Source organism: Winogradskyella thalassocola, assembly GCF_900099995.1.
Taxonomy (GTDB): domain Bacteria; phylum Bacteroidota; class Bacteroidia; order Flavobacteriales; family Flavobacteriaceae; genus Winogradskyella; species Winogradskyella thalassocola.
The window spans coordinates 1-21,726 of sequence record NZ_FNCZ01000011.1 but is presented as its reverse complement, the minus strand read 5'-3'; the positions used below and the strand labels follow the sequence as shown (position 1 = coordinate 21,726).

The following is a 21,726-nucleotide window of genomic DNA, read 5'->3' as shown; positions in this document are numbered from 1 at the left end:
TAAGTCATAGTTATTAAATTTATAAGTGCGATTTGAATTTCAATGAGAACATTAGATAAATTTAGAAAAAGTGCTTTTCACAGATTTCTAAAAAAACATCAAAAATATGCCCCAATTATATTTTTTATTGGGGGATTTATTTTTGATACGTTGACTTTAGGACGTGTGGATAGGTTGTATGATACCATTGTTTTGTGTTCACACATGACAATGTTGAGTGTAACACTTTATCTCTATAATTTAGCGGATGATTTTAAATGGAGACTTACAATTCTTCAACGCTATCGCGACTACTATCCACTAGCGATTCAGTTTTTCTTTGGAGCACTTTCAAGTGCTTATGTTATCTATTTTTCAAGAAGTGTTTCGCTTTCTAAAACCATGTCTTTCTTTATAATATTACTCGTGTTACTTTTTGCGAACGAGTTACTTAAGAAAAGAATTTCTAATAAATACTTACAGTTTAGTGTATATTTTTTTATCAGTTTTACTTTTTTCTCTTTCATTATCCCTGTATTACTAAAAAAGATGAATACTAGTATTTTTATTTTATCTGGTGTTGTTAGCCTAGTTCTCACACTGACGTTAATCTTAGTTATCTATTATAAAAGTCCAACGACACGAGCTGAGATAAAACTTGCAAAAATTGTAGGAATCGTTTTCGGAATGTACACTATCATTAATTTGTTTTATTTCTATAATCTTATTCCTCCTGTACCACTTGCGTTAGAAAATGGCATTGTAGCACATCATATTAAAGTCGATAACAATAAATATTCGGTTAGCTATCAAAAAGAAGAATGGTATATATTCTGGAGAATGCATCGGTTAAAATTTATAACGAGTCCAGGAGAAAGTGTATACATCTTTTCATCAATATTTGCCCCAACTCATATAGAGAAATCAATATTTCATCGCTGGAAATGGTTTAATAGTCAAACCGATGACTGGGAGATTGTTGAAGATATAGGTTTTGATATTACTGGAGGTAGAAATGATGGCTATCGCGGTTATACCGTTAAGAACAATATAAAGGAAGGTTTATGGAAAGTTGAAGTTATAACCGAAGAAGAGTTAATTATAGGTGTGGTTGATTTTGAAATTATAATAAGTAATACGCTTAACCCTGAAGCGTTAGTGATTAAGAATTTCTAAAAGCAAAAACATTTTTGATTATCTAATTATAATTGAATTTTTTAAGGTTTTAATAGGTAATCGAATTTAACTGTATCTTTGCAGCACTATGAAAATGAATAAACTTACAGATTGGTTACCTACAACAAACAAAGAAGTTAAAATTAGAGGTTGGCAAGAGCTCGATGTTATACTTTTTAGTGGAGATGCATATGTGGATCATCCATCATTTGGACCTGCAGTTATTGGCCGTATTTTAGAAAGTTATGGACTTAAAGTTGCTATTGTACCACAGCCTAGTGTAAACGACAATTTACAAGATTTTACAAAACTAGGAATTCCAAAATTATTCTTTGCAGTGACTGGTGGTTGTATGGATCCTATGGTTAGTAATTATACAGCGAGTAAAAGACGTCGCGATAAAGATGCCTATACACCAAATGGAGATATAGGATTTAGACCAGATTATGCGACCTCTGTATATTCTAATATTTTAAAAGAAAAATTCCCAAATGTTCCTGTATTAATAGGAGGTATTGAAGCGTCTTTACGTCGTGTAACACATTACGATTACTGGAGTGATAAACTAATGCCAACTATTTTAGAAACTTCTAAAGCAGATATGTTGGTGTATGGAATGGGAGAACAACCTTTACGAGAAATAGTAGAGTTGTTACAAAAAGGAGTACCTTTTTCGAGTTTAAAAACGATTAAACAAACCGCTTTTTTATTAGATAGCGATGAATCACTTCCAAAGAATAAAAATTGGGAAGATGTTGAAATTCAGTCACATGATATCTGTTTAAAAGATAAGAAGAAATTTGCCTCTAACTTTAAAATAATTGAGCAAGAATCGAATAAATTAAACGCAAAACGAATTCTTCAAGGTGTTAACAAGCGACAATTGGTTATTAATCCACCGTTTCCAACGATGTTAGAAGCAGAAATTGATGCCTCATTCGATTTACCTTATACACGATTACCACACCCTAAATACAATAAGCGTGGCCCAATTCCTGCGTTTGAAATGATTAAGTTTTCCATTAACATTCATCGTGGTTGTTTTGGAGGTTGTAGTTTTTGTACCATTTCCGCCCATCAAGGCAAATTTATTGCGAGTCGTAGTCAGGAATCGGTTTTAAGAGAAGTTGATAAAGTGGCCAATATGCCCGATTTTAAAGGGTATTTATCAGATATTGGCGGCCCTTCTGCCAATATGTATAAGATGAAAGGAAAGGTGCAATCTATTTGCGATAAATGTGTAGCTCCTTCTTGTATTTCGCCTGTAATTTGTAGCAATCTAGACACCTCTCATAAGCCGTTAACGGAACTATATCAAGCGGTTGATAAGCATCCTAAAATAAAAAAATCATTTATAGGTAGTGGTATTCGTCATGATATGTTGGTACCAGAATTCAATAAAAATGCAGATCCAAAAGAATTAGATGCTTACACAGAAGAAGTGATGACAAATCATATTTCTGGACGATTAAAAGTGGCGCCAGAGCACACTTCTGATCCTGTACTAAAGTTGATGCGTAAGCCATCGTTTAAATACTTTCATAAATTTAAAGAGCGTTTTGACAAGATCAATATTAAGAAAGATTTAAAACTTCAACTAATTCCTTATTTTATTTCAAATCATCCAGCTTGTGAAGTAGAAGATATGGCGAATTTGGCTGCGGAAACTAAAGATATGGGGTTTCAGTTAGAGCAAGTCCAAGGGTTTACTCCAACACCAATGACAGTTGCAACAGTGATCTATTATAGTGGTTATCATCCATATACTCTAAAACCAACGCAAACACCAAAATCTCGAAAGGAAAAAGAGGAACAACATCGTTTCTTCTTTTGGTATAAAAAGGAAAACAAGGATTGGATTAGAAAGACCTTGAATAAAGTAGGTAGGCAAGATTTATTAAATGTGTTGTTACCAGAAAGTCAGGAAAAAGGATGGAAAAGTGTTAATCTTAAAGCGGTTAAAAACACGTTCGATGATGCTATTCCTTCTACGGATTCAAATTTTTCAAATGGTTCTCGTCGAAAAAAGAAACGTAAATCAAGACCAAAAAGACGTTAAAAAAAGTGTATTCTAATGTCAAATCTTGAAATAATAGAAGAGAATAACGATTATATAATCGTTAATAAAGTAGCAGGACTTATTACAGAAAAAAGTCCTTACGAGAATCTTACTGTTGAGAATCAGGTATTCAATCACTTTATAAAAAGTAAGCGAAAGCCTTATGTTGGTGTCATTCATAGATTAGATCGCGTCACAAGTGGTGTGATAATTTTCGCTAAGAAAAAAAGCATTCTTGTAGCGTTTAATACGTTATTTAGTAGCCGAAAAGTTCAAAAAACGTATTTGGCAATTGTTAAAGACAAGCCTATAAAGAGTAAAGGGACCTTAGTTAATTTTCTCGTGAAGAATAATTTAGAAAAAAGGGCAGACATCGTTACATCAAAATCGAAAGAGACGTTAGATTGTATGCTTTCTTATAAAGTCATTGACCAAAACGATTTCGGTTACCTTTTAGAAATAAAACCAAAAACAGGTCGGTTTCATCAAATAAGAGCGCAATTGGCACATATTGGACTTCCTATTCTTGGAGATGAAAAATATGGATCAGTTGAATATTATTTTCCTTTGGCTGTTTGTCTTCATGCTTGGAAAATAACCTATAAAGATTCTGGTTCTGAAGAGATGAAAACTTTTGAAGCACCATTACCTCATAATAAATTTTGGAAATTTAAATCCATCTAAGCTCACCGCACCTGACTTTTCAAAATGATTTTATGAAGTAAACGAGGAAAAAATCGCTTAAGATAAATTCCTTTAGTTTCACCCTTACCTATATAGGCTTCAAACTTCTCTTTTTGGATGGCTTTAAGCATACGTTTGGCAAATACGAACACTTCTAAACCGTTTTTTGTAGCGGTATCTTGCGTGCTTTGCGATGAACCATCACCAGTTAAAGCATTTATAGCCACATTTGTATTCACAAATCCTGGACAAATCATAGTAACTTTTATATGGTCTTTGTCATGTTCTAATCGCAACGCATCAAAAAAGCCATGTAACGCATGTTTGGCTCCACAATAGGCAGAACGATATGGAGAACTAAATTTCCCCATAAGACTTGTTACAGTTACAAAATGACCCGATTGCTGGGCTATAAAATGTGGTAAAAGGGCTTTAGACAAAGCAACAGTTCCGAGATAATCAACATCCATTAGTCTCTTGTCAACTAAAATGTCCGTATCAATTATTAAAGATCTTTGGCTAATACCACCATTATTAATTAGAATATCTACATGACCAAAAAAGGATAGCGCTTTTTCAGTAATAGGTTTCATATTTAAATAATCAGCTAAATCAAAAGGAAGAATTTCAATAGAGGCAGAATTGGAACATTCTGTTTTTACCTCCAATAAGGCAGTTTCGCGTCTCGAGGAAAAGATTAACTTACAATCTAGTTGCGATAATTGTAGAGCTAATGCTTTCCCAATACCACTTGAGGCTCCAGTAATCCAAATAACTTTGTGAGTAAATGTCATATATTATATTTCTAACTATTTCTTAAATTTTCAATACTAACAGTCATTATGTAAATTATTATAGAAATTAACACTTGAATTATGTATCCAACCAAGTGTTAGAAATTAGTAAAGTTTCAATCTAGAAATTAAATGTAAAAAAATAACAAGTAACTTTATTAAATTCATTTTATAAGTGCCACATTTTTTGAGTATTATTATTTCAAAGCAAAATTTAAAGATATATCTTTGTATATTAATTGTAAAAATCGATTTGCGTAATACTAAGTATTTATAAAATAATAGTTTATAAAGAGTTACTGTTTGTTTTGTTTTGTTTTGTTTTGTTTTGTTTTGTTTTGTTTTGTTTTGTTTTTTGAAACAAATGTATATTTGCTATGATTCTATTGTGAAATAGATAAATTTGATCAATTAAAAATATGAATTTCTATAAACGAGTTTGATCATTTTTTAGATTATTATGAAAATTGTTTTTTTAGCAAGATACTTACCAGCTGAAGGTTCTACTACGCATATGTATGCAGTAGCGGATAATCTTTTAAAGCGAGGTCATAGTGTCTATATTTTATCTAGAGGTACAGGTGGCGATTATAATGCGAATCTATTATATGAGAAAGCTGAACTAACAGGAGTTCAATTTATTAAACTTCCTTTCCCTTTACACAATAAGATTAATTTTCTTACGAGATTTCGACAATTAGTCTCATATCTATTTGCAATTCCATTTGCATTATTTCAATTGTATAAAATTAAACCCGATGTTATACACGCACATTATCCTGTAACCACATACTTAGCTGCTATCTATAGATTTTTAACAGGAAAGAAATTTATTGTAACGCATCACAATATGAAAATTCCTAAACATATTTTTAATAGACAAGGAGATTATGTTATAGCGATTAGTAGAGAATTAGAATCGAGTTTGATTTCAAATTATAACTATAAAAAAAATGCAGTCAAACTTATTTTCAATGGTGTTAAAGATCATAAAAATGTGCTTGATAACAATTCCATAATTAGATTAAAAGAAATTAATCATATACCTAAAGACCGGATTGTTTTTGGTTTTGTTGGCACTATAAATAAGCGTAAAGGAATTGATATTTTAATCAATGCATTTAAAAACTGCAAAGATTTAAAAATCCACCTCATAATTCTTGGAAATGGTAATATGGATTGGCTGAATGGTTTAATTGATGAAAATAAACTCAGAAGTTTAATTACCTTAATTCCTTTTAGAGACCCTTCAGATATCTATAATATGATAGATGTATTAATTCTTCCATCACGAGTTGAAGGTTTTCCATTGGTCCCTTTAGAAGCTATGATGATGAAAAAATCTGTAATTAGATCAAATATTGAAGGAGCTCAAGACCAAATTATTGAAGGTGAAAATGGATTCCTATTTGAATCTGAAAATTCTTCGCAATTAGCAAATATCATTAAAAAAATCACTTTAAATCCCGAAATATTAAAAGAATTAGGTGAAAATGCCTATCAACGTGCTATTAATAATTTTTCAGAAGAATCAATGGTAGATGAATTAGTAAAAGTTTATAATCTAACCAAATAAATTAAAATTAGTTCTCGTTTTCCTTCAGCCAGTCTTGCCTTAAATCATGACTAAGTTTACCACTTCCGTCGTGTTTCCAACCGGGAGGTTTAAAGAGGTAGAGTAATCGGTGTTTTAAAGATATTCGCCCTGTAGATGCATCTTTCAAAAGTTGCCACCATTCAACAAAAGCAATTTTTATTGGGTTGTAGCTTTTAATATTTGTAACTAAACCATATATAACTTTTTCGTCCTCCAATTCAGGTTGAAACGTCCCAAATAAGCGATCCCAAATAATTAGAATTCCTGCGTGGTTTCGGTCTAAGTAAATTGGATTACTTCCATGATGTACCCTGTGGTGCGATGGAGTATTAAAAACAGCTTCAAAGCATTTTGGCATTTTATTGATGGCTTCCGTATGAATCCAGAACTGATACAACAAGCTAATAGACATTTGTAGCAGAATCATAGCTGGATGAAAGCCTAACAACGGCAACCACAGCCAAAATATAAACGTGTAGAAACTACCAGACCAAGTTTGTCTAAGTGCTGTACTTAAATTATAATGTTCTGAAGAATGATGAACCACATGTGATGCCCAAAATAAGCGGCACTCATGAGAAACGCGATGAAACCAATAATAGGCAAAGTCATCAGCAAAAAATATTAAGATAAAAGACCACCAAGCTACAGGAATTGTAAATAATCTAAAGTTATCATAAACCCAAAAGAACACTAATACCACAATAGTTTTACTAGCAAAACCTAAAAACACATTACCTAATCCCATGGCTATAGATGAGAAGGCATCTTTAGTTTTATAGGTGTTAATGTGTTGTTTTGTAGTGATATATAATTCTAACAACATTGCCAATATAAAAAAGGGTATGGCATAAAGAATGATATTAGGAAAATCTGGCATTATCAGTAGTTATTTGTGCTCTAAATTACGAAAATAATTAACTATTTTTGATACCTATGATTAAAGCAACCTACTATAAATACATTCTAGACTTTAAACGTCCAAGCGGCACATCTAGAGGTGTAATGACCACAAAGGAGACGTGGTTTATCTTATTAGAACACAAAGCTAATAACGGAGTAGGCGAGTGCGGTATTTTAAGAGGTTTATCTATAGATGATCGGCCTGATTTTGAGGACAAATTAAAATGGACTTGTCATAACATCCATCTTGGCTTAGAAAAACTTTTAGATGAATTAATTGAATTTCCAAGTATTCAATTTGGATTGGAAACCGCATTCAAATCTTTAGAAAGTACAGATCAATTTCAATTATTTCCTTCAGATTTCACCAAAGGAACGGACAACATCCCTATAAACGGTTTAGTTTGGATGGGAGATGACCATTTTATGCGAACCCAAATCAAAGAAAAAATTGAGGGAGGATTTAACTGTATTAAATTAAAAATTGGAGCGATTGATTTTCAAACTGAATTAGATATTTTAAAATCTATACGAAAAGAGTTCTCAGTTTCAGATATTGAAATAAGAGTTGATGCTAACGGAGCGTTTTCGCCTAAAGATGCTTTAGAAAAGTTAAAACGACTTTCAAAATACCAATTACATTCTATAGAACAACCTATAAAACCAAAGCAGTTTGAAGTGATGTCTCAGCTTTGTAAGGAAACGCCATTGCCAATTGCTTTAGATGAAGAATTAATAGGCGTGTTCACAGAAGAAAAAAAACAAGAATTATTACAAACTATACAACCGCAATATATTATTTTAAAACCAAGTTTGGTTGGTGGTTTTACAGGTAGTCAACAATGGATTGACATGGCAAAAAACTTAAATATAAAATGGTGGATTACTAGTGCATTAGAAAGTAATATTGGGTTGAACTCCATAGCACAATGGACGTATACATTAAAAAACACCATGCCTCAAGGTTTAGGAACTGGAAGTTTATTTACTAATAATTTTCCTTCTCCATTACATGTAAAAAACGGAACTTTGCATAACGATTTAAAACAGAATTGGAAATTTAGTATTTAGATATGAATTATATTCAACAAGCCTATAAAGGTCAGCGTGAACTTTGGATGTTTATCCTAACAACCTTTTTGGTTGCGGGTATTTTTATTAGCAATTTTGTGTTTTATTTAGTGTCAGATCCCAGTGATTTAGATGCGGCTATGGATGCCATGAAAAGTTGGAATTTACCTGCAAATGTCATATTAGCCATCAATTTATTGCCATTTGTATTTTTGCTAGGGCTCTTATTTATTTTAGTAAAATTTGTACATCAAAGAAGCCTTTTGTCATTAACAACAACACGACTTAAGGTAGATTATAAACGAATTTTATTTTCGTTTTTAATGATTACAATATATACAGTTGTTTCTTTTTTTATAATGTATTCTATAGATTCATCAGAAATTGAATTTCAATTTAATCCTGTTAAGTTTTCAATTTTATTTATAATAAGTATTCTTTTATTTCCGTTTCAAATAGGTTTAGAAGAGTATCTCTTTAGAGGTTATTTAATGCAACATATAGGTATTTTAGTTAAGAATAAATGGTTTCCTTTAATTTTTACATCAATTTTATTCGGAATTGCGCATAGTGCAAATCCAGAGGTAGGGGCAATCGGCTTCTGGCAGATGATGATTTTCTATGTAGGAACAGGATTACTATTAGGAATTATGACTTTAATGGACGAAGGTTTAGAGTTAGCTCTAGGATTTCATTTAGGCAATAATCTAATTGCTTCTTTGTTAGTAACAGCAGATTGGACAGCGTTGCAAACCGATGCTCTTTTTAAAGATACATCTGAACCAGAATTAGGATCAATTTCAGAAATTATATTACCTGTTTTAATCGTTTATCCTTTAATGTTATTAATACTTTCAAAAAAATACGGCTGGACTAACTGGAAAGATAAATTATTCGGAAAAGTAGAAGAGCCACCAAAAGAGAATTATAAAATAATTGACTAGAATATGACACCAGAATATAACAAAGTACACAATCGTTTTAAGTTTAATGGACTTCATTTTAGTCACGAAGAACTTAAAGAAGTAGCTTACAGTCTCATAAAAGAAGGAGAGCCCTATGAAAAAGTAACTGGGAATTTTTTAATTGATTGGCTAAACAATAAGGATTTTTTATATGTAACAACCTCAGGTTCTACAGGACATCCTAAAGAGATTAAATTAATGAAACAAGCAATGGTGAATTCTTCCATTGCTACAGGTAACTTTTTTGGATTAGAGCCAGGGGATAAAGCTTTAGATTGTTTACCAAGTCATTTCATTGCAGGGAAAATGATGTTTGTACGTGCTTTAGTTTTAGGTTTAGAAATTGATTTTGTAGAGCCTTCTGCACATCCTATTTTTGATTACGAAAAGACTTATGACTTCTGTGCTATGGTACCATTACAATTAAAACATACCATTAATTATATACAGAATATAAAATCGATTATTGTTGGTGGCTCTAAAGTCACTAAGCCGTTATTAGAAAAAATTAAAAACTGTGAGCCTAAGTTTTATGAAACTTATGGAATGACGGAAACCGTAACACATGTTGCCGTAAGACAGTTACAATCTAAGACAGCCGAAAAAGAGCTTTATTTTAAGGCTTTAGAAAATGTGACTTTCGAACAAGATGACAGAAATTGTTTAGTTATCCATGCTCCAAAGTTGGTAGAGGAAGCGTTAGTTACTAATGACATTGTAGAGTTGAAATCGGAAACAAGTTTTCAGTTATTTGGACGTTTTGATAATGTTATAAATTCTGGTGGAGTAAAATTATTTCCAGAACAGATAGAAGATAAACTACAACCAGCGATTAAACAACGTTATATAGTGGCCGGTGAAGATGACGTAACTTTAGGGGAAAAACTGATTCTTATAGTTGAAAATCCGTCAGTTTCTAAAGAAGAAATTGCAAAAGCAATTAAAGAATTAAAGACTCTAAATAAGTTTGAAGTCCCTAAGGAAATTTACACTATAGCGAAATTCTCAGAAACAGTAAACGGAAAAATTCAACGTAAAAAAACCATAAAAGCTGTTTTAGGGAGTTAACTCATTCAAACAGGGAGTTTACTCATTGTAGGTTTTACATTTTAGTATTTGTTTATAGGTTTACAAAAACTTATAAATCAACTATTATGAAAAATCTAGTGCTTATTTTATGCTTTATGTTATCTACAGGATACATAATAGCTCAAGAAAAAACAATCTCAGGAACTATAACAACTGCAGGTGATGGTTTACCTTTGCCAGGAGCTAGTGTTATTATTAAAGGAAGTTCAATTGGTGCTCAAACTGATTTTGATGGGAAGTATAAGCTAAAAGCTAATGTTGGTGACATTATAATGGTATCCTATATTGGTATGCAAACTCAAAATGTTACTATTGGATCTGGTGTAATTTATGATATAGCACTTGAATCAGATAACGCTTTAGATGAAGTCATTGTCGTTGGTTATGGAACTTCTAGTAGAGATGGCTATACACATTACTCTAAGCCAAGACCAACTCTAGCTTCAAAGCTTTCAGGAAAAGTGTCTGGAGTTTCAGTTACGAATTCAAACGGAACACCAGGAACATCATCAAATATTGTTATTAGAGGTACTGCTTCAGCAAATTCAAAAAAACCGCTTTATATTTTAAATGGAAAGCCAATTTCTGAAAATGAATTTAGAAATATTAAAGCAGATAAAATTAAGCATATTGAAATCTTAAATGCGCGTCAAGGAAACACTGTATATGGTTATGAAGGCACAAAAGGTGTTATTATATTAAGAACAAAAGGCCATAAAAACAAGATTAATTTTGATGATATTGATAATTTTCTGAATGAATCTTATACTCAAATTGAAGAGAATACATTTAAACGAACTCAACTTGCTGCGCTTTCGACCTTCTCTATAGATGTAGATAAAGCCGGTTATAGTAATGTTAGACGCATGATTAATAATGGTGAAACCATTCCTCCAAATGCGGTAAAGCTCGAAGAGATGGTAAATTACTTCAATTATAATTACCCACAACCAACAGATGAACACCCATTTTCTATAAATACAGAAGTTGTAACGACACCATGGCACAAAGACACACAATTGGTTAGAATTGGATTACAAGGCAAAACGTATGACAATGATAAATTGCCAGCATCTAATTTAACATTCCTAATTGATGTGTCAGGATCTATGGGGTCGCAGAATAAATTGCCATTATTAAAAAGTGCATTTAAGCTTTTGGTGAATCAACTTCGTGAAAAAGATAAGGTATCTATTGTTGTGTATGCTGGAGCTGCAGGTGTAGTTTTAGAACCAACATCGGGTGATAAAAAACAAACCATATTAGCTGCATTAGACAATTTGAATTCCGGAGGTTCTACAGCAGGAGGAGCAGGCATTGAATTAGCCTATAAATTAGCAGAAAAGAATTTCAAAAAAACAGGAAACAATCGTGTCATTTTAGCTACGGATGGAGATTTTAATGTAGGTGCTTCAGGTGATAATGAGATGCAAGCCTTAATTGAAGAGAAACGAAAGTCTGGAGTATTCTTGTCTGTTTTAGGTTTTGGTTATGGCAATTATAAAGATTCAAAATTAGAAATTTTAGCGGATAAAGGAAACGGAAACCATGCGTACATTGATAATATGCAAGAAGCACAGAAGGTATTTGGTAAAGAATTCGGTGGTACTTTATTCACAATAGCAAAGGATGTAAAAATCCAAGTCGAATTTAATCCTAAAAAAGTCCAGGCCTACAGATTAATTGGGTACGAAAATAGATTATTAGCAGATGAGGATTTTGTAGATGATACCAAAGATGCTGGTGAGTTGGGAAGTGGACATACCGTTACAGCCTTATATGAAATAATTCCGACTGGAGTGAAAAGTCATTACCTTAAAAAGGTACCAGATTTAAAATACACTAAATCTGAAGTAGCTTCTCATTACGATGATGAATTGTTTACAGTAAAATTCAGATACAAAAATCCTAATGAGGATAAGAGTATTGAAATGATTCATATACAGGAGAATAAAATAAGTGAGGCTTCTAATGATATGAATTTTGCATCAGCTGTCGCATTATTTGGTATGCAATTGAGACATTCTAAATATTCTAATAATACATCGTCGTCTAAAGTGCTTGAACTCGCAGAAGGGGGTAGAGGAGATGATAAGGATGGTTATAGAGCAGAGTTTATAAGGTTAGTAAAATCTTATGATAATATAAATTAGAAGGAACTCATAAAAAACAAAAAGCCCAATGCAAACGCATTGGGCTTTTCAATATTAAAATCTATTAGGATTATTTTCCTTCAGATAAATTTTTCATTTCGTTTTCAACCATTTCATAGAATTGGTCAATTTTAGGCATTACAACAATACGCGTACGTCTATTTTTTGCTCTATTTTCAGCAGTGTCATTGTCTACTAAAGGAACATAAGAACTACGACCAGCAGCAATTAACTGCTGAGGATTAACATTTAAGCTTTCTAAAACTCTAACAACAGATGTTGCGCGCTTAACACTTAAATCCCAGTTGTCTAACAATGGTGGTTTACTGTAAGATAAATTATCAGTATGAGATTCTACCATAGCTTCAAAGTCAGGTTTGCTATTAATTACTTTAGCAACTTTCGCTAAGATTTCGTTAGCTCTTGTCGTAACGTTGTAGCTTCCACTTTGGAATAATAATTTATCAGCAATAGATATAAATACCACACCTTTTTCAACATTAATTTCAATGTCTGGATCGTTAATTCCAACGGCTTTTTTAAGGCTAGTAACAATAGCAAGTGTTACGCTATCCTTTTTAGTCAATGCATCTTGTAATCTTGTAATTTTTAAATCACGTTCTTTTAAGCTTTCTAAAGACTTTTCAAGATTTTCAGATCCTTTTTTAGTTAAGATTGTTAAGTCTCCTTTGGTATCAATTAAATCTTGATTTGACTTACGTAAATCAGCAAGTTGGTCCTTCATGGTTTCCACTCTTGCATTAGCCGCAGCTACGTCAGATAAACAACTATTTAATTTAACGGTTGCAGTATTTAATAAATCTTGGGTTTCTTTTTGTTGTGCTTCAAGTGCTAAATAATCTTTTTTAGACACACAAGATGCCAAAAATACCATTGAGCAAACACCTAATAACATTAATTTTTTCATAATTGAACTCTAGTTTAAATTGTTAAGTTTAACATAACAAAATTATGGAAAACAAAAGTCCGTAGGTCATGGATTAACATAAATTTTAACAGTTTTATAAACAATTAAAATTGCGTTCGTTTTTTTATAAAATAAGACCAAACTATAGACACTGTTTCATAGTACCCTGAACGCTTAGATTCTTGTTTTCGTTGTTTTAAAAGTCGTGTTAAACTAAAATAAAATGATAGGTGTGCTTTTAAAATAGCAAAGAAAAAAGCTGGTTTTAATTGAAATAAGAAGCGTATAGCTGCAATACCATCCAATACCATTTTAAACATTATTCTAAAAAGAACATGAGCATCGGTGTGTTTTAATAGAGTTATTAAGCTATTTCTAAAATTGAGATAGGTTTTTTTAGGGTTCGTATTATTTAAGGTGGCACCACCAACATGATATACCGTTGAATTACCAACATACTTTGTTATATAGTTAGCATTAAAGGCACTCCAACACAAATCAATCTCTTCCATGTGCGCAAAATAGGTTTCGTCAAAACCTTTTAAGCTTTTAAAAACCTCATTTCTTATAAAAAAGCAAGCTCCTGAAGCCCAGAAAATAGTTTTGGTATCGTTGTACTGTCCGTGGTCTTCTTCTATGGTGTCAAAAATTCGGCCTCTGCAATATGGGAATCCATACTTATCTATAAATCCTCCAGCTGCACCAGCATATTCAAAATGAGATTTATTTTTATAATCCAAAATTTTAGGTTGAATGATAGCAGTAGTAGTACTATTAAATTCGGACATTATGGGTTGAAGCCAATTTTCGGTCACTTCAATATCACTATTTAATAAGCAGAGTAGAGGTTCTTCTATATGTTTTAAAGCATCATTGTAACCTTTTGCATAGCCACCATTTTCTGTGTTTTGAATGTGTTTTACAGTAGGAAAGTGTTTAGAAACAAAAGTAACCGAATCATCGGTTGACGCGTTATCTGCTACATAAATTATAGCATCTTCAGAATGTTTTATGACAGACGGTAAAAATTGTTCGAGTAAGGCTTTTCCATTCCAGTTTAAAATAACAATCGCTAAGTTCTTGGTTTGTAGCATTTACTTTTGAGTATAATTAGGGATGTCTTTTAAAAACGAAAATCGTTCAGCATTCATATCCATTTCACAATAATAATGATTTAAACCATTAGTCACCATTAAATACGAGGCATTTAAAGCCAGGTTATATCGTGCAATTTGGTCGAAGGTCGTTTGGTCTATTTTGATATTATGGGATTTACATTCTACTATTAAAAGAATGCTACCATCCGAATTAAAAATGACAATATCGTAACGTTTTTTTAAGCCGTTTATAATCAGTTCTTTTTCAACATTAATCAATGATTTAGGGTAGTTCTTAACCGTCATTAAATAATGTACACAATGTTGCCTCACCCATTCTTCGGGTTGAAGGACGATGAATTTTTTCCGAACGACATCAAAAATAGAAACTTTATTTTCTGTACTTTTGAAACGGTATTCAAACTTTGGAAAGTTGAGATCTTGCAACACTTAGAATCACTAATTTTTTTCAAAGTTAAATTAGAATACCACAAATCACAATTTTCGATTACCAAAATCCATATTATTTAATATTAGCAATTGGAATTGGGAGTTTAATTAGTGGAATTTATATCAATTTTGGACGACGTAAAAAAATTAGTAGCTGCAATACAAAAGGGAGATCTTAAGCCTATCTATTTTTTAATGGGAGAAGAAGCCTATTATATAGATAAGATTTCAGATTATATTGAAGACAATGTTTTGGACGAAACCGAGAAAGGATTCAACCAAATGGTGCTTTATGGGCGCGATGTCACTATAGATGACATTGTGAGTAATGCTAAGCGTTATCCGATGATGGCAGAACGCCAAGTTGTTATTGTTAAGGAAGCACAAGACTTAAGTAGAACCATAGAGCAGTTGGCGCAATACGCTGCTAATTCGCAACCTTCAACGGTTTTAGTTATTAATTATAAGTACAAAAAGATAGATAAGCGTAAGGCTTTATATAAGGCAATTAATAAACACGGTGGTATTGTTTTCGAAAGTAAGAAAATGTATGAAAACCAAGTTGCCGATTGGATTAGACGTGTTTTAGCGGGTCAGAATTATAATATTTCGCCAAAAGCGGCTCAGATGTTGGTTGAATTTCTTGGCACTAACCTTAGCAAAATCGATAACGAACTTAATAAGCTCAAAATTGTTTTACCAGAAGGAACACAAATAACTCCAGATCATATTGAGCAAAATATTGGAATCAGTAAGGATTTTAATAATTTTGAATTACGAAAGGCCGTGGGAGAGCGTAATGTTTTAAAAGCGCACCAAATAGCAAAATACTTTGCAGAAAATCCAAAGGACAATCCTATAGTGGTTTCTGTAGCGTTGTTATTCGGCTTCTTTTCACAATTATTACATCTTCATGGTATGTCTGATAGAAATCCTCGTAGTGTCGCTTCGGCATTAAAGGTGAACCCTTATTTTGTGAACGAATATTTAGATGCTGCTAGAAATTATCCGATGAAAAAAGTGAGCTATATAATTGGTTTACTTCGCGAAACAGATGTAAAAAGCAAAGGTGTTGGTGCTAATGCAATACCTCAAGGTGACTTGCTTAAAGAGTTGTTAGTTAAGATTTTAGGATAGTTAATAGTATTTAAAAATAGCCTGTTATTATTTGGGTTCTAACCGATATGCTTTGCCACTTATAACCACCTTATTCTCAATTACAGACACCGATTCTGTGCTATTTATAACAAACGTGTTACTTGCAGAATTAGAGAATAGTTTATCAAAAAGTATTTGATCTAAATAGGTTTTGACTATGGCTTCAAACTCCGATTTATAAACTAAGAGCTCTGATAATGTGCAATAATTAGTGCTCTTAAAATCTGAATCATCCTCATGACGTTGGTCGTCTATCTTTATTTCGTTTCTAATGTTATTGTACTCGCTTTCAATTAAGTGAATAAATTCAGAAGTGCTGAGTTGAATTTCATAATCTTCGGTATAATGGTTATAGAATCTCCCGTAGTTCATACCACTGTTTACTAAGAGAGTTTCTTTAGTAACTTCTATATTGTTTAATAACACTTTCATCTCGTACTTAATTGGTCGGTTTTGAGACATACTTTGATGATAACTGTCTTAATTTAGATTTTAAATAACCAGACACTCTTGGTTCATAAAACTCACTTAAAATAAAGGATAAAAAGATCATGAATAAAGTTGTCGCAATTACGACGACATACTTGTTGGTGTCATTTCCTAAATTATCAAAAATAATATACCCAATTTTCTGATGAAGTAAATAAAGCGGGTAGGTGAGCATTCCTATTTTAATGAACTTAGAAGAATTTATGTGTTTCAATTTATTGCAAGCCACAAGTAATATTAATAGATAAAAGAGAACAATTATACCACAAGCAATATAGGGATCGAATTCAACATTAAAATGCCTCGCTTTTTTAGCTGTCTCAACAATAGTGTGTTGTATGGATATTGATAAAGTAATTAGCAATACTAATGCATATTTTAGATTCAACTTACTTTTATAAATCTGATAAAAAATAATTCCGGCAATAAAATAAGAACTCCAGTCTAGTATAAAGAGGGATTTACCAATTCTAAAAATAAAATGGTCGTTAAAAAACAGATATAACATGGATAGTGTCAGCCAGGTATAAATTAGATAATCTAGTTTTATGTGTTTTAATTTGTTTAAGACGAGATATGAACCGATAACGAAAATATAGAATTTCATTTCTATAAATAAAGTCCAATATACTCCATCAATACTTTCGACTCCGATATAATTATGAAACATCGTAAGGTTATAAAAGAACTGACTAAACTCTGCTGTAAATCTTGGTTCTCCAAATAATAGAATAACCATGAAGGTTAGTAAAACGCAAATCCAATACATTGGATACAGCCTTGAAATTCTAGAAATTATAAATTTTAGTATCGATCGATCTTTAATAGAAAGTAAAATTACAAAACCACTAATCATAAAGAAGATATTAATACCTAAGTAACCATATTTAAAGTAGTCACTAATGTCACTAAAGTTTAAATCAGACAAATGATCTGCTGTATACCCTCTAAATAGATAATGATAAAGCACAACAATTAAAGCCGCAATAAATCGAAATACGTCTAATTGGTAGATTCTATTTGTAACTTTAGTTTTCAACCTCAATTTTTAATTCTCGGTTAAATATAGGGAAGAATTCCACTGTAATCTTGGCTACTTGCTCAGCCGACATGTCTTTGTTTCCTAATCCTTTAAAGTCATCAGATTGTATAAAGCGCGTTTCCGTATCAGAAATCTTCTCTACTCTAAATCTGTGATTGTCCATCAATCCTTTAAAACTTCCTTCCATAGGGTCTGACCATCCAAATTCTTGCATGTCCTTATAAATAAAAACATGTGGTGTATTATATGTTTTTCCGTCTACTAAGTATGAAATCATAACTTTTCCGTTGTTATGAGTATTTCCATTAATTCCTACAAGAGAGCTACTCCAATTCGAAATGTTATTCCAATCCGTTAAAACTTTCCATACTTTTTCAATTGGAGCATCAATTACAATATCTGTATAGGTTTGCCAATGATTAGTATTTAATTCTCTCACTTCTATATGCTCTAGCATATCTTTAGTTTTCATTTCTAGATTAACGGTGTTCTTACATGCCCAATTAAGGATTACCATAATTATCAATGTAGTGACTTTTTGCTTTTTTCTCAAATTGATAACAACGTTTTTATTGTTTCTGTAACCATATCCTAATTTCTTTTCGTAATGAAACTTCAGGATTTGCTAACGGTATTGTTTGTCCAAATTGTTTGCTTCTATTAAATTTAAAAAAGATAGATTTATGTTTTTTCCAAACGTCAGGATACAATTCCAAAAACTTATTAAAAAAACTTTGTTCATTAATTTTCCCTTCTATTTTAGAAAGTACCTCTTTAAATTTTTGTTCTTGCTCTATAATCATTTTGTTATTTTATAGTAATATATAAGACTATTTGTAGTCTCTGATGTTATTCTTTTAATTTTGGTAATGGTGTATGATTCATTATGTATGTACCACTGCGTTGGGATGTGGTGTGTTTTTTCCATAGTACTTTATTGGCAACAGTTTTTATTATTCGTAAAACTCTTTTATGATAATATTTTTGCCCTCTGTTAATTTTCTCAATTCACTTAAAATATAATATCTATGCATAAATCCACAGAGTACAACAATTTTTTTACCTTGATTCTGTTCAGAAATTCGCATTATATTTTTAGCCATTGTTTGATTTCTTAAATCCCAAAAATCACTAGCCAACTGATATCCATCTCGGTAACTTATTTTTTCACCATTTGGTTTGGTATGAAAACGAGTTGCGAACTCATCTCTTTTATTCGTTATTCTTGTCAGCATGTTGTATTGATAATACTGTCTTTCTGAGCAAATGCTATCTGTTGATGGGTTGTTGAAGTTTTTAGGTGATTTAGAAGCTAATACTATTAATGGTTCTAAAAGAGCTTTATATTTATTATGAATTTTGGCTTCTGTATCAGATAATAGGTCAACTTTGTTTAAACTATCTATGAGTTTTGTTGTTAATCCATCAGTAGGTCGTGATCCAATATTTATCCTATATTCATTTCTACCTTCAAATTCATATGGTCTCAATTTAGCAGTAGGGTAATTTTCAATATACTTTTCAGATGCCATACGTTCATTACTATTTGAAACATTTTTGTGTCTAAAATCTGAAGTAAAAAAAGAAGAGTCTAGTTCTTCTAATATAAAATCAGGTTGAACATCTTCTAATATATTGAAGAGAATCTCTGAGTTAAAATTAGATTCTGGTTTATGAAGTGTTCCAATAACAATTATTTCAGTTGACTCTTCTGTTTTACAAGAAAAAATTGTTATTAAAATCAGGAATATTAATATTGTTTTATTCATTTTTTAACGTTGATGTGTATGATTAGTTGCGTGATTAAGCTACTAAAACAAGCATTTGCTATCGCAAAATCTGGGTTAATATTTGATGCAACGTATAAAAGTACGCTAGTGAAAAATTAATGGGATTTTACTTGTTTTTTAGCACAGTACTTTGTTAGGGTACGTTTTTATTCTCCGTATTTTATTTTTCTCGTTTTAACCATTTTTGTTTTTTTCTTTTTCAATTTGCCGCTTTCAGTTTGAATATGGCTATATCTTTTTTTTGAAATCCAATTTCCTTTTTTGTCATACTTATATTCAATTGTGTAACAAACATTATCATTGTCGTTCCAATTTCTTTTGTAAAATATTAAATCTCCTTGTTCATTATATTTATTAGAAGTCTTTTGTTTTTTCTCTCCAGAATGACTTATTGCTCTATTGTTAGAATTGACCAACTCGTTTTTATTATTATATTGATTAACGACCACGACATTATTTTCTAAATCATAATTTGCAGTTTCATAACCAATTAAACTACCATTTCCGTTATAGTTCTCAAGTCTAATTAAGTTTTTTTCTTTGTCCAAGAAGTATTGAGCGATATTCGAAATTTGCTTTTGTGAATTATAATCTATTTGAACAAAATTTCCAATTGAATCATATTTATATTCAGTGTGTTTTGTTTGATATCCAATTACATTTATCCATCTTTTGTTATCAAGTCTAACTCTTCTCTGTAAACTGTCATATTTATAAATATTTAGCCAAATCAATTTGTTTTTATCATCGAATCTTTTAAGGCTTGTCAATTGCATTGATTTATTGAAGTCCTTATGCTCAATTTCCGTTTTAATTCCGTCCGAATTATAAAAACTCGTTTTTTCAATAATTTGAGTGAAATTCGCGTTCTTTTCGTATTTGGTAGCATTGCTGTTATAACTTGCTATTGACTGTGAAAAGGTCAGTTGAGAGAGAAGGAAAGTGGTTATTAAAATTGTTAATCTCATTGATGTTTGCTTGGTTTTTGTAAATGTCTCGTCCTAAAATACGTCTACAGGTTATTGATTAAAATTAAGCTGCATTTTGGTGCACATTATTAGGTGTTTTATAGTCTAAAGATAAATGTAATCTTTTAGAGTTATATAATTTGATTGCATTTTTAGTTGCTCTTTTTGCATCTTCTACGCTGGCAAAGGTCTGGTCGAGGTAAAATTCATCTTTTAAAATTCCATTTACCCGCTCTGCAAGGGCATTTTCATAACAATGATTTTCTTCAGTCATGCTAATTGCTATCTTTTTTCGCTTTAGCTCGTTGGTGTATACATTGCTGCAATATTGTATTCCTCTGTCTGAGTGGTGGGTTAGATTCTTGAGTCCTTTATTATGATAGATTGCCTTTTTAAGCGCCCTAACACAACCGGTTAGCTCTAAGCTGTCACTTAGATCATAACCTACGATTTTACGTGAATACATATCTGTTAAGAGTGCTAGATAGCAAAATCCTTTAATAGTTCTGATGTAAGTTATATCTGCAGCCCACACTTGGTTGCATCTAACTATTTCTACATCTTTAATACTATTATTGTATTTGTAAAATCTATGATGTGAGTTTGTTGTTCTGGACGAATATTTCTTTCTCCGTATCAAAAGATTATTATCTCTGAGGACACGTAACAATTGATCTCTACCAATTTTGATGTTGTGTTTTTTAAAGTCCGTTTTTAGGGACCGCATCAACTTTCGAGCGCCTTCTCTTGGTAAAGTCCTTCTTCTTTTATGAACGATTTCCAACACTTGGTTTTCAATCTTTATTCGCTTGACGTATCGCTTTTTGTATTTATAAAACGCATCACGAGTTAGGAAATATCCCTTACAGATTGTTGCTATACTATAAGGTCTTTCTTTTGGATTATTGTCTAAAGTCTCCATTAGTGCTAGATGTTTAGTTTTTTTTTGAGTTCTAAAGCATCTTTGTAGCCTAGTTTCTTAGCAGCCACAGTGAGGTAACTATCATCAATAAGTTTATCGAGGTCTTTCTTTATGAGAAGTTCCTTTAGCTGTTTAAGCTCTTTTTGCAGGGCTTTTATTCGGGTAAGTTCATCATCTGTTTGCACGATTACACGGGTGTTCATTAAATCTTTACGATTGTACTTTTTTATCCATTCGTTAATGGTACTGGATTGGACGCCATAGAGCAATCCTACTTGTCTTTTAGAGTGGTTTCCCTTAGCAAGTTCATCAAGAACTTTGAGTTTAAAGCTTTCGCTATAACGTCTTACATATCCATCATTTTTATACATATACATTTGGTTTAGTGTATACATATTTCAGGACGGGTCAA

22 protein-coding genes are annotated in these 21,726 nt (G+C 31.7%); 9 read left to right on the top strand and 13 right to left on the bottom strand.

Features of this window, described 5'->3' with window-relative positions; genetic code table 11:
• Nucleotides 1-42 precede the first annotated feature (42 nt).
• From BLT80_RS17880 to BLT80_RS17870, 3 genes are all read left to right on the top strand, one after another.
• Entirely contained in the window at nt 43-1,155 is a 1,113-nt protein-coding gene (locus BLT80_RS17880) for a DUF2914 domain-containing protein (RefSeq protein ID WP_092470547.1), read from the top strand.
• Nucleotides 1,156-1,243: 88 nt separating this feature from the next.
• Nucleotides 1,244-3,214 carry a YgiQ family radical SAM protein gene (locus tag BLT80_RS17875; protein ID WP_092470545.1) on the top strand — a complete coding sequence of 657 codons (1,971 nt, stop codon included), beginning with the start codon at nt 1,244-1,246 and terminating at the stop codon, nt 3,212-3,214.
• Between the two features lie 15 nt (nt 3,215-3,229).
• Entirely contained in the window at nt 3,230-3,898 is a 669-nt protein-coding gene (locus tag BLT80_RS17870; RefSeq protein ID WP_092470543.1) for an RluA family pseudouridine synthase, read from the top strand.
• Between the two features lie 2 nt (nt 3,899-3,900).
• On the opposite strand, the gene BLT80_RS17865 is transcribed toward BLT80_RS17870, so the two are convergent.
• Nucleotides 3,901-4,692 carry an SDR family oxidoreductase gene (locus BLT80_RS17865; RefSeq protein WP_092470540.1) on the bottom strand — a complete coding sequence of 264 codons (792 nt, stop codon included), beginning with the start codon at nt 4,690-4,692 and terminating at the stop codon, nt 3,901-3,903.
• A 460-nt stretch (nt 4,693-5,152) separates the two neighbouring features.
• Between BLT80_RS17865 and BLT80_RS17860 the strand changes: the two genes are divergently transcribed.
• Nucleotides 5,153-6,268 (top strand): glycosyltransferase family 4 protein, encoded by a 1,116-nt coding sequence (locus tag BLT80_RS17860; protein WP_092470537.1) that lies wholly within the window; start codon nt 5,153-5,155, stop codon nt 6,266-6,268.
• 7 nt (nt 6,269-6,275) lie between these two features.
• Here the strand turns inward: BLT80_RS17860 and BLT80_RS17855 are convergent, their stop codons facing one another.
• On the bottom strand, nt 6,276-7,169 hold the full coding sequence (locus BLT80_RS17855; RefSeq protein ID WP_092470535.1) for a sterol desaturase family protein: 894 nt from the start codon (nt 7,167-7,169) through the stop codon (nt 6,276-6,278).
• Between the two features lie 59 nt (nt 7,170-7,228).
• Between BLT80_RS17855 and BLT80_RS17850 the strand changes: the two genes are divergently transcribed.
• The 4 genes from BLT80_RS17850 (at nt 7,229) to BLT80_RS17835 (ending at nt 12,470) form a co-directional block, all read left to right on the top strand.
• Nucleotides 7,229-8,263, top strand: a complete 1,035-nt coding sequence (locus BLT80_RS17850) for an o-succinylbenzoate synthase (RefSeq protein ID WP_092470744.1) — start codon at nt 7,229-7,231, stop codon at nt 8,261-8,263.
• Between the two features lie 2 nt (nt 8,264-8,265).
• The gene (locus BLT80_RS17845) at nt 8,266-9,207 is read left to right on the top strand and encodes a CPBP family intramembrane glutamic endopeptidase (protein WP_092470533.1); all 942 of its coding nucleotides are present in this window, start codon (nt 8,266-8,268) and stop codon (nt 9,205-9,207) included.
• A 3-nt stretch (nt 9,208-9,210) separates the two neighbouring features.
• Nucleotides 9,211-10,296, top strand: a complete 1,086-nt coding sequence (locus tag BLT80_RS17840; RefSeq protein ID WP_092470531.1) for an AMP-binding protein — start codon at nt 9,211-9,213, stop codon at nt 10,294-10,296.
• 86 nt (nt 10,297-10,382) lie between these two features.
• Nucleotides 10,383-12,470 (top strand): vWA domain-containing protein, encoded by a 2,088-nt coding sequence (locus BLT80_RS17835; protein WP_092470529.1) that lies wholly within the window; start codon nt 10,383-10,385, stop codon nt 12,468-12,470.
• Between the two features lie 70 nt (nt 12,471-12,540).
• Here BLT80_RS17835 and BLT80_RS17830 read toward each other — a convergent pair whose 3' ends face one another.
• From BLT80_RS17830 to BLT80_RS17820, 3 genes are all read right to left on the bottom strand, one after another.
• Nucleotides 12,541-13,398, bottom strand: coding sequence for an OmpA/MotB family protein (locus BLT80_RS17830; RefSeq protein ID WP_092470527.1), 858 nt, complete (start codon nt 13,396-13,398; stop codon nt 12,541-12,543).
• A 104-nt stretch (nt 13,399-13,502) separates the two neighbouring features.
• The gene (locus BLT80_RS17825; protein WP_092470525.1) at nt 13,503-14,492 is read right to left on the bottom strand and encodes a glycosyltransferase family 2 protein; all 990 of its coding nucleotides are present in this window, start codon (nt 14,490-14,492) and stop codon (nt 13,503-13,505) included.
• Nucleotides 14,493-14,942, bottom strand: coding sequence for a type I restriction enzyme HsdR N-terminal domain-containing protein (locus tag BLT80_RS17820; protein WP_092470742.1), 450 nt, complete (start codon nt 14,940-14,942; stop codon nt 14,493-14,495).
• Between the two features lie 132 nt (nt 14,943-15,074).
• On the opposite strand from BLT80_RS17820, the gene holA reads away from it, so the two are divergent.
• Nucleotides 15,075-16,082 (top strand): DNA polymerase III subunit delta, encoded by a 1,008-nt coding sequence (holA, locus tag BLT80_RS17815; RefSeq protein WP_092470740.1) that lies wholly within the window; start codon nt 15,075-15,077, stop codon nt 16,080-16,082.
• Nucleotides 16,083-16,109: 27 nt separating this feature from the next.
• Here the strand turns inward: holA and BLT80_RS17810 are convergent, their stop codons facing one another.
• The 8 genes from BLT80_RS17810 to BLT80_RS17775 form a co-directional block, all read right to left on the bottom strand.
• Nucleotides 16,110-16,535, bottom strand: a complete 426-nt coding sequence (locus BLT80_RS17810) for a hypothetical protein (RefSeq protein WP_139181101.1) — start codon at nt 16,533-16,535, stop codon at nt 16,110-16,112.
• Between the two features lie 7 nt (nt 16,536-16,542).
• Nucleotides 16,543-17,631 (bottom strand): acyltransferase family protein, encoded by a 1,089-nt coding sequence (locus BLT80_RS17805; protein ID WP_175455645.1) that lies wholly within the window; start codon nt 17,629-17,631, stop codon nt 16,543-16,545.
• Nucleotides 17,621-18,106, bottom strand: a complete 486-nt coding sequence (locus BLT80_RS17800; RefSeq protein ID WP_175455644.1) for an SRPBCC family protein — start codon at nt 18,104-18,106, stop codon at nt 17,621-17,623. The genes BLT80_RS17805 and BLT80_RS17800 overlap by 11 nt, the downstream gene beginning before the upstream one ends.
• A 97-nt stretch (nt 18,107-18,203) precedes the next feature.
• Nucleotides 18,204-18,437 (bottom strand): hypothetical protein, encoded by a 234-nt coding sequence (locus tag BLT80_RS17795; protein ID WP_092470517.1) that lies wholly within the window; start codon nt 18,435-18,437, stop codon nt 18,204-18,206.
• A gap of 150 nt (nt 18,438-18,587) precedes the next feature.
• Complete coding sequence (locus BLT80_RS17790) at nt 18,588-19,403, bottom strand: hypothetical protein (protein WP_092470515.1); 816 nt, start codon at nt 19,401-19,403, stop codon at nt 18,588-18,590.
• 167 nt (nt 19,404-19,570) lie between these two features.
• The gene (locus tag BLT80_RS17785; protein WP_092470514.1) at nt 19,571-20,392 is read right to left on the bottom strand and encodes a hypothetical protein; all 822 of its coding nucleotides are present in this window, start codon (nt 20,390-20,392) and stop codon (nt 19,571-19,573) included.
• A 64-nt stretch (nt 20,393-20,456) separates the two neighbouring features.
• Complete coding sequence (locus BLT80_RS17780) at nt 20,457-21,314, bottom strand: IS3 family transposase (protein ID WP_092470513.1); 858 nt, start codon at nt 21,312-21,314, stop codon at nt 20,457-20,459.
• A 5-nt stretch (nt 21,315-21,319) separates the two neighbouring features.
• The gene (locus BLT80_RS17775; RefSeq protein ID WP_092470739.1) at nt 21,320-21,685 is read right to left on the bottom strand and encodes a transposase; all 366 of its coding nucleotides are present in this window, start codon (nt 21,683-21,685) and stop codon (nt 21,320-21,322) included.
• Between the last annotated feature and the right edge of the window lie 41 nt (nt 21,686-21,726).

Coding starts and splice junctions, on each gene's coding strand:
- BLT80_RS17880 (WP_092470547.1), top strand. CDS start 43: ATGAGAACATTAGATAAATTTAGAAAAAGTGCTTTTCACAGATTTCTA.
- BLT80_RS17875 (WP_092470545.1), top strand. CDS start 1,244: ATGAAAATGAATAAACTTACAGATTGGTTACCTACAACAAACAAAGAA.
- BLT80_RS17870 (WP_092470543.1), top strand. CDS start 3,230: ATGTCAAATCTTGAAATAATAGAAGAGAATAACGATTATATAATCGTT.
- BLT80_RS17865 (WP_092470540.1), bottom strand. CDS start 4,692: ATGACATTTACTCACAAAGTTATTTGGATTACTGGAGCCTCAAGTGGT.
- BLT80_RS17860 (WP_092470537.1), top strand. CDS start 5,153: ATGAAAATTGTTTTTTTAGCAAGATACTTACCAGCTGAAGGTTCTACT.
- BLT80_RS17855 (WP_092470535.1), bottom strand. CDS start 7,169: ATGCCAGATTTTCCTAATATCATTCTTTATGCCATACCCTTTTTTATA.
- BLT80_RS17845 (WP_092470533.1), top strand. CDS start 8,266: ATGAATTATATTCAACAAGCCTATAAAGGTCAGCGTGAACTTTGGATG.
- BLT80_RS17840 (WP_092470531.1), top strand. CDS start 9,211: ATGACACCAGAATATAACAAAGTACACAATCGTTTTAAGTTTAATGGA.
- BLT80_RS17835 (WP_092470529.1), top strand. CDS start 10,383: ATGAAAAATCTAGTGCTTATTTTATGCTTTATGTTATCTACAGGATAC.
- BLT80_RS17830 (WP_092470527.1), bottom strand. CDS start 13,398: ATGAAAAAATTAATGTTATTAGGTGTTTGCTCAATGGTATTTTTGGCA.
- BLT80_RS17825 (WP_092470525.1), bottom strand. CDS start 14,492: ATGCTACAAACCAAGAACTTAGCGATTGTTATTTTAAACTGGAATGGA.
- BLT80_RS17810 (WP_139181101.1), bottom strand. CDS start 16,535: ATGAAAGTGTTATTAAACAATATAGAAGTTACTAAAGAAACTCTCTTA.
- BLT80_RS17800 (WP_175455644.1), bottom strand. CDS start 18,106: ATGAAAACTAAAGATATGCTAGAGCATATAGAAGTGAGAGAATTAAAT.
- BLT80_RS17795 (WP_092470517.1), bottom strand. CDS start 18,437: ATGATTATAGAGCAAGAACAAAAATTTAAAGAGGTACTTTCTAAAATA.
- BLT80_RS17790 (WP_092470515.1), bottom strand. CDS start 19,403: ATGAATAAAACAATATTAATATTCCTGATTTTAATAACAATTTTTTCT.
- BLT80_RS17785 (WP_092470514.1), bottom strand. CDS start 20,392: ATGAGATTAACAATTTTAATAACCACTTTCCTTCTCTCTCAACTGACC.
- BLT80_RS17780 (WP_092470513.1), bottom strand. CDS start 21,314: ATGGAGACTTTAGACAATAATCCAAAAGAAAGACCTTATAGTATAGCA.
- BLT80_RS17775 (WP_092470739.1), bottom strand. CDS start 21,685: ATGTATAAAAATGATGGATATGTAAGACGTTATAGCGAAAGCTTTAAA.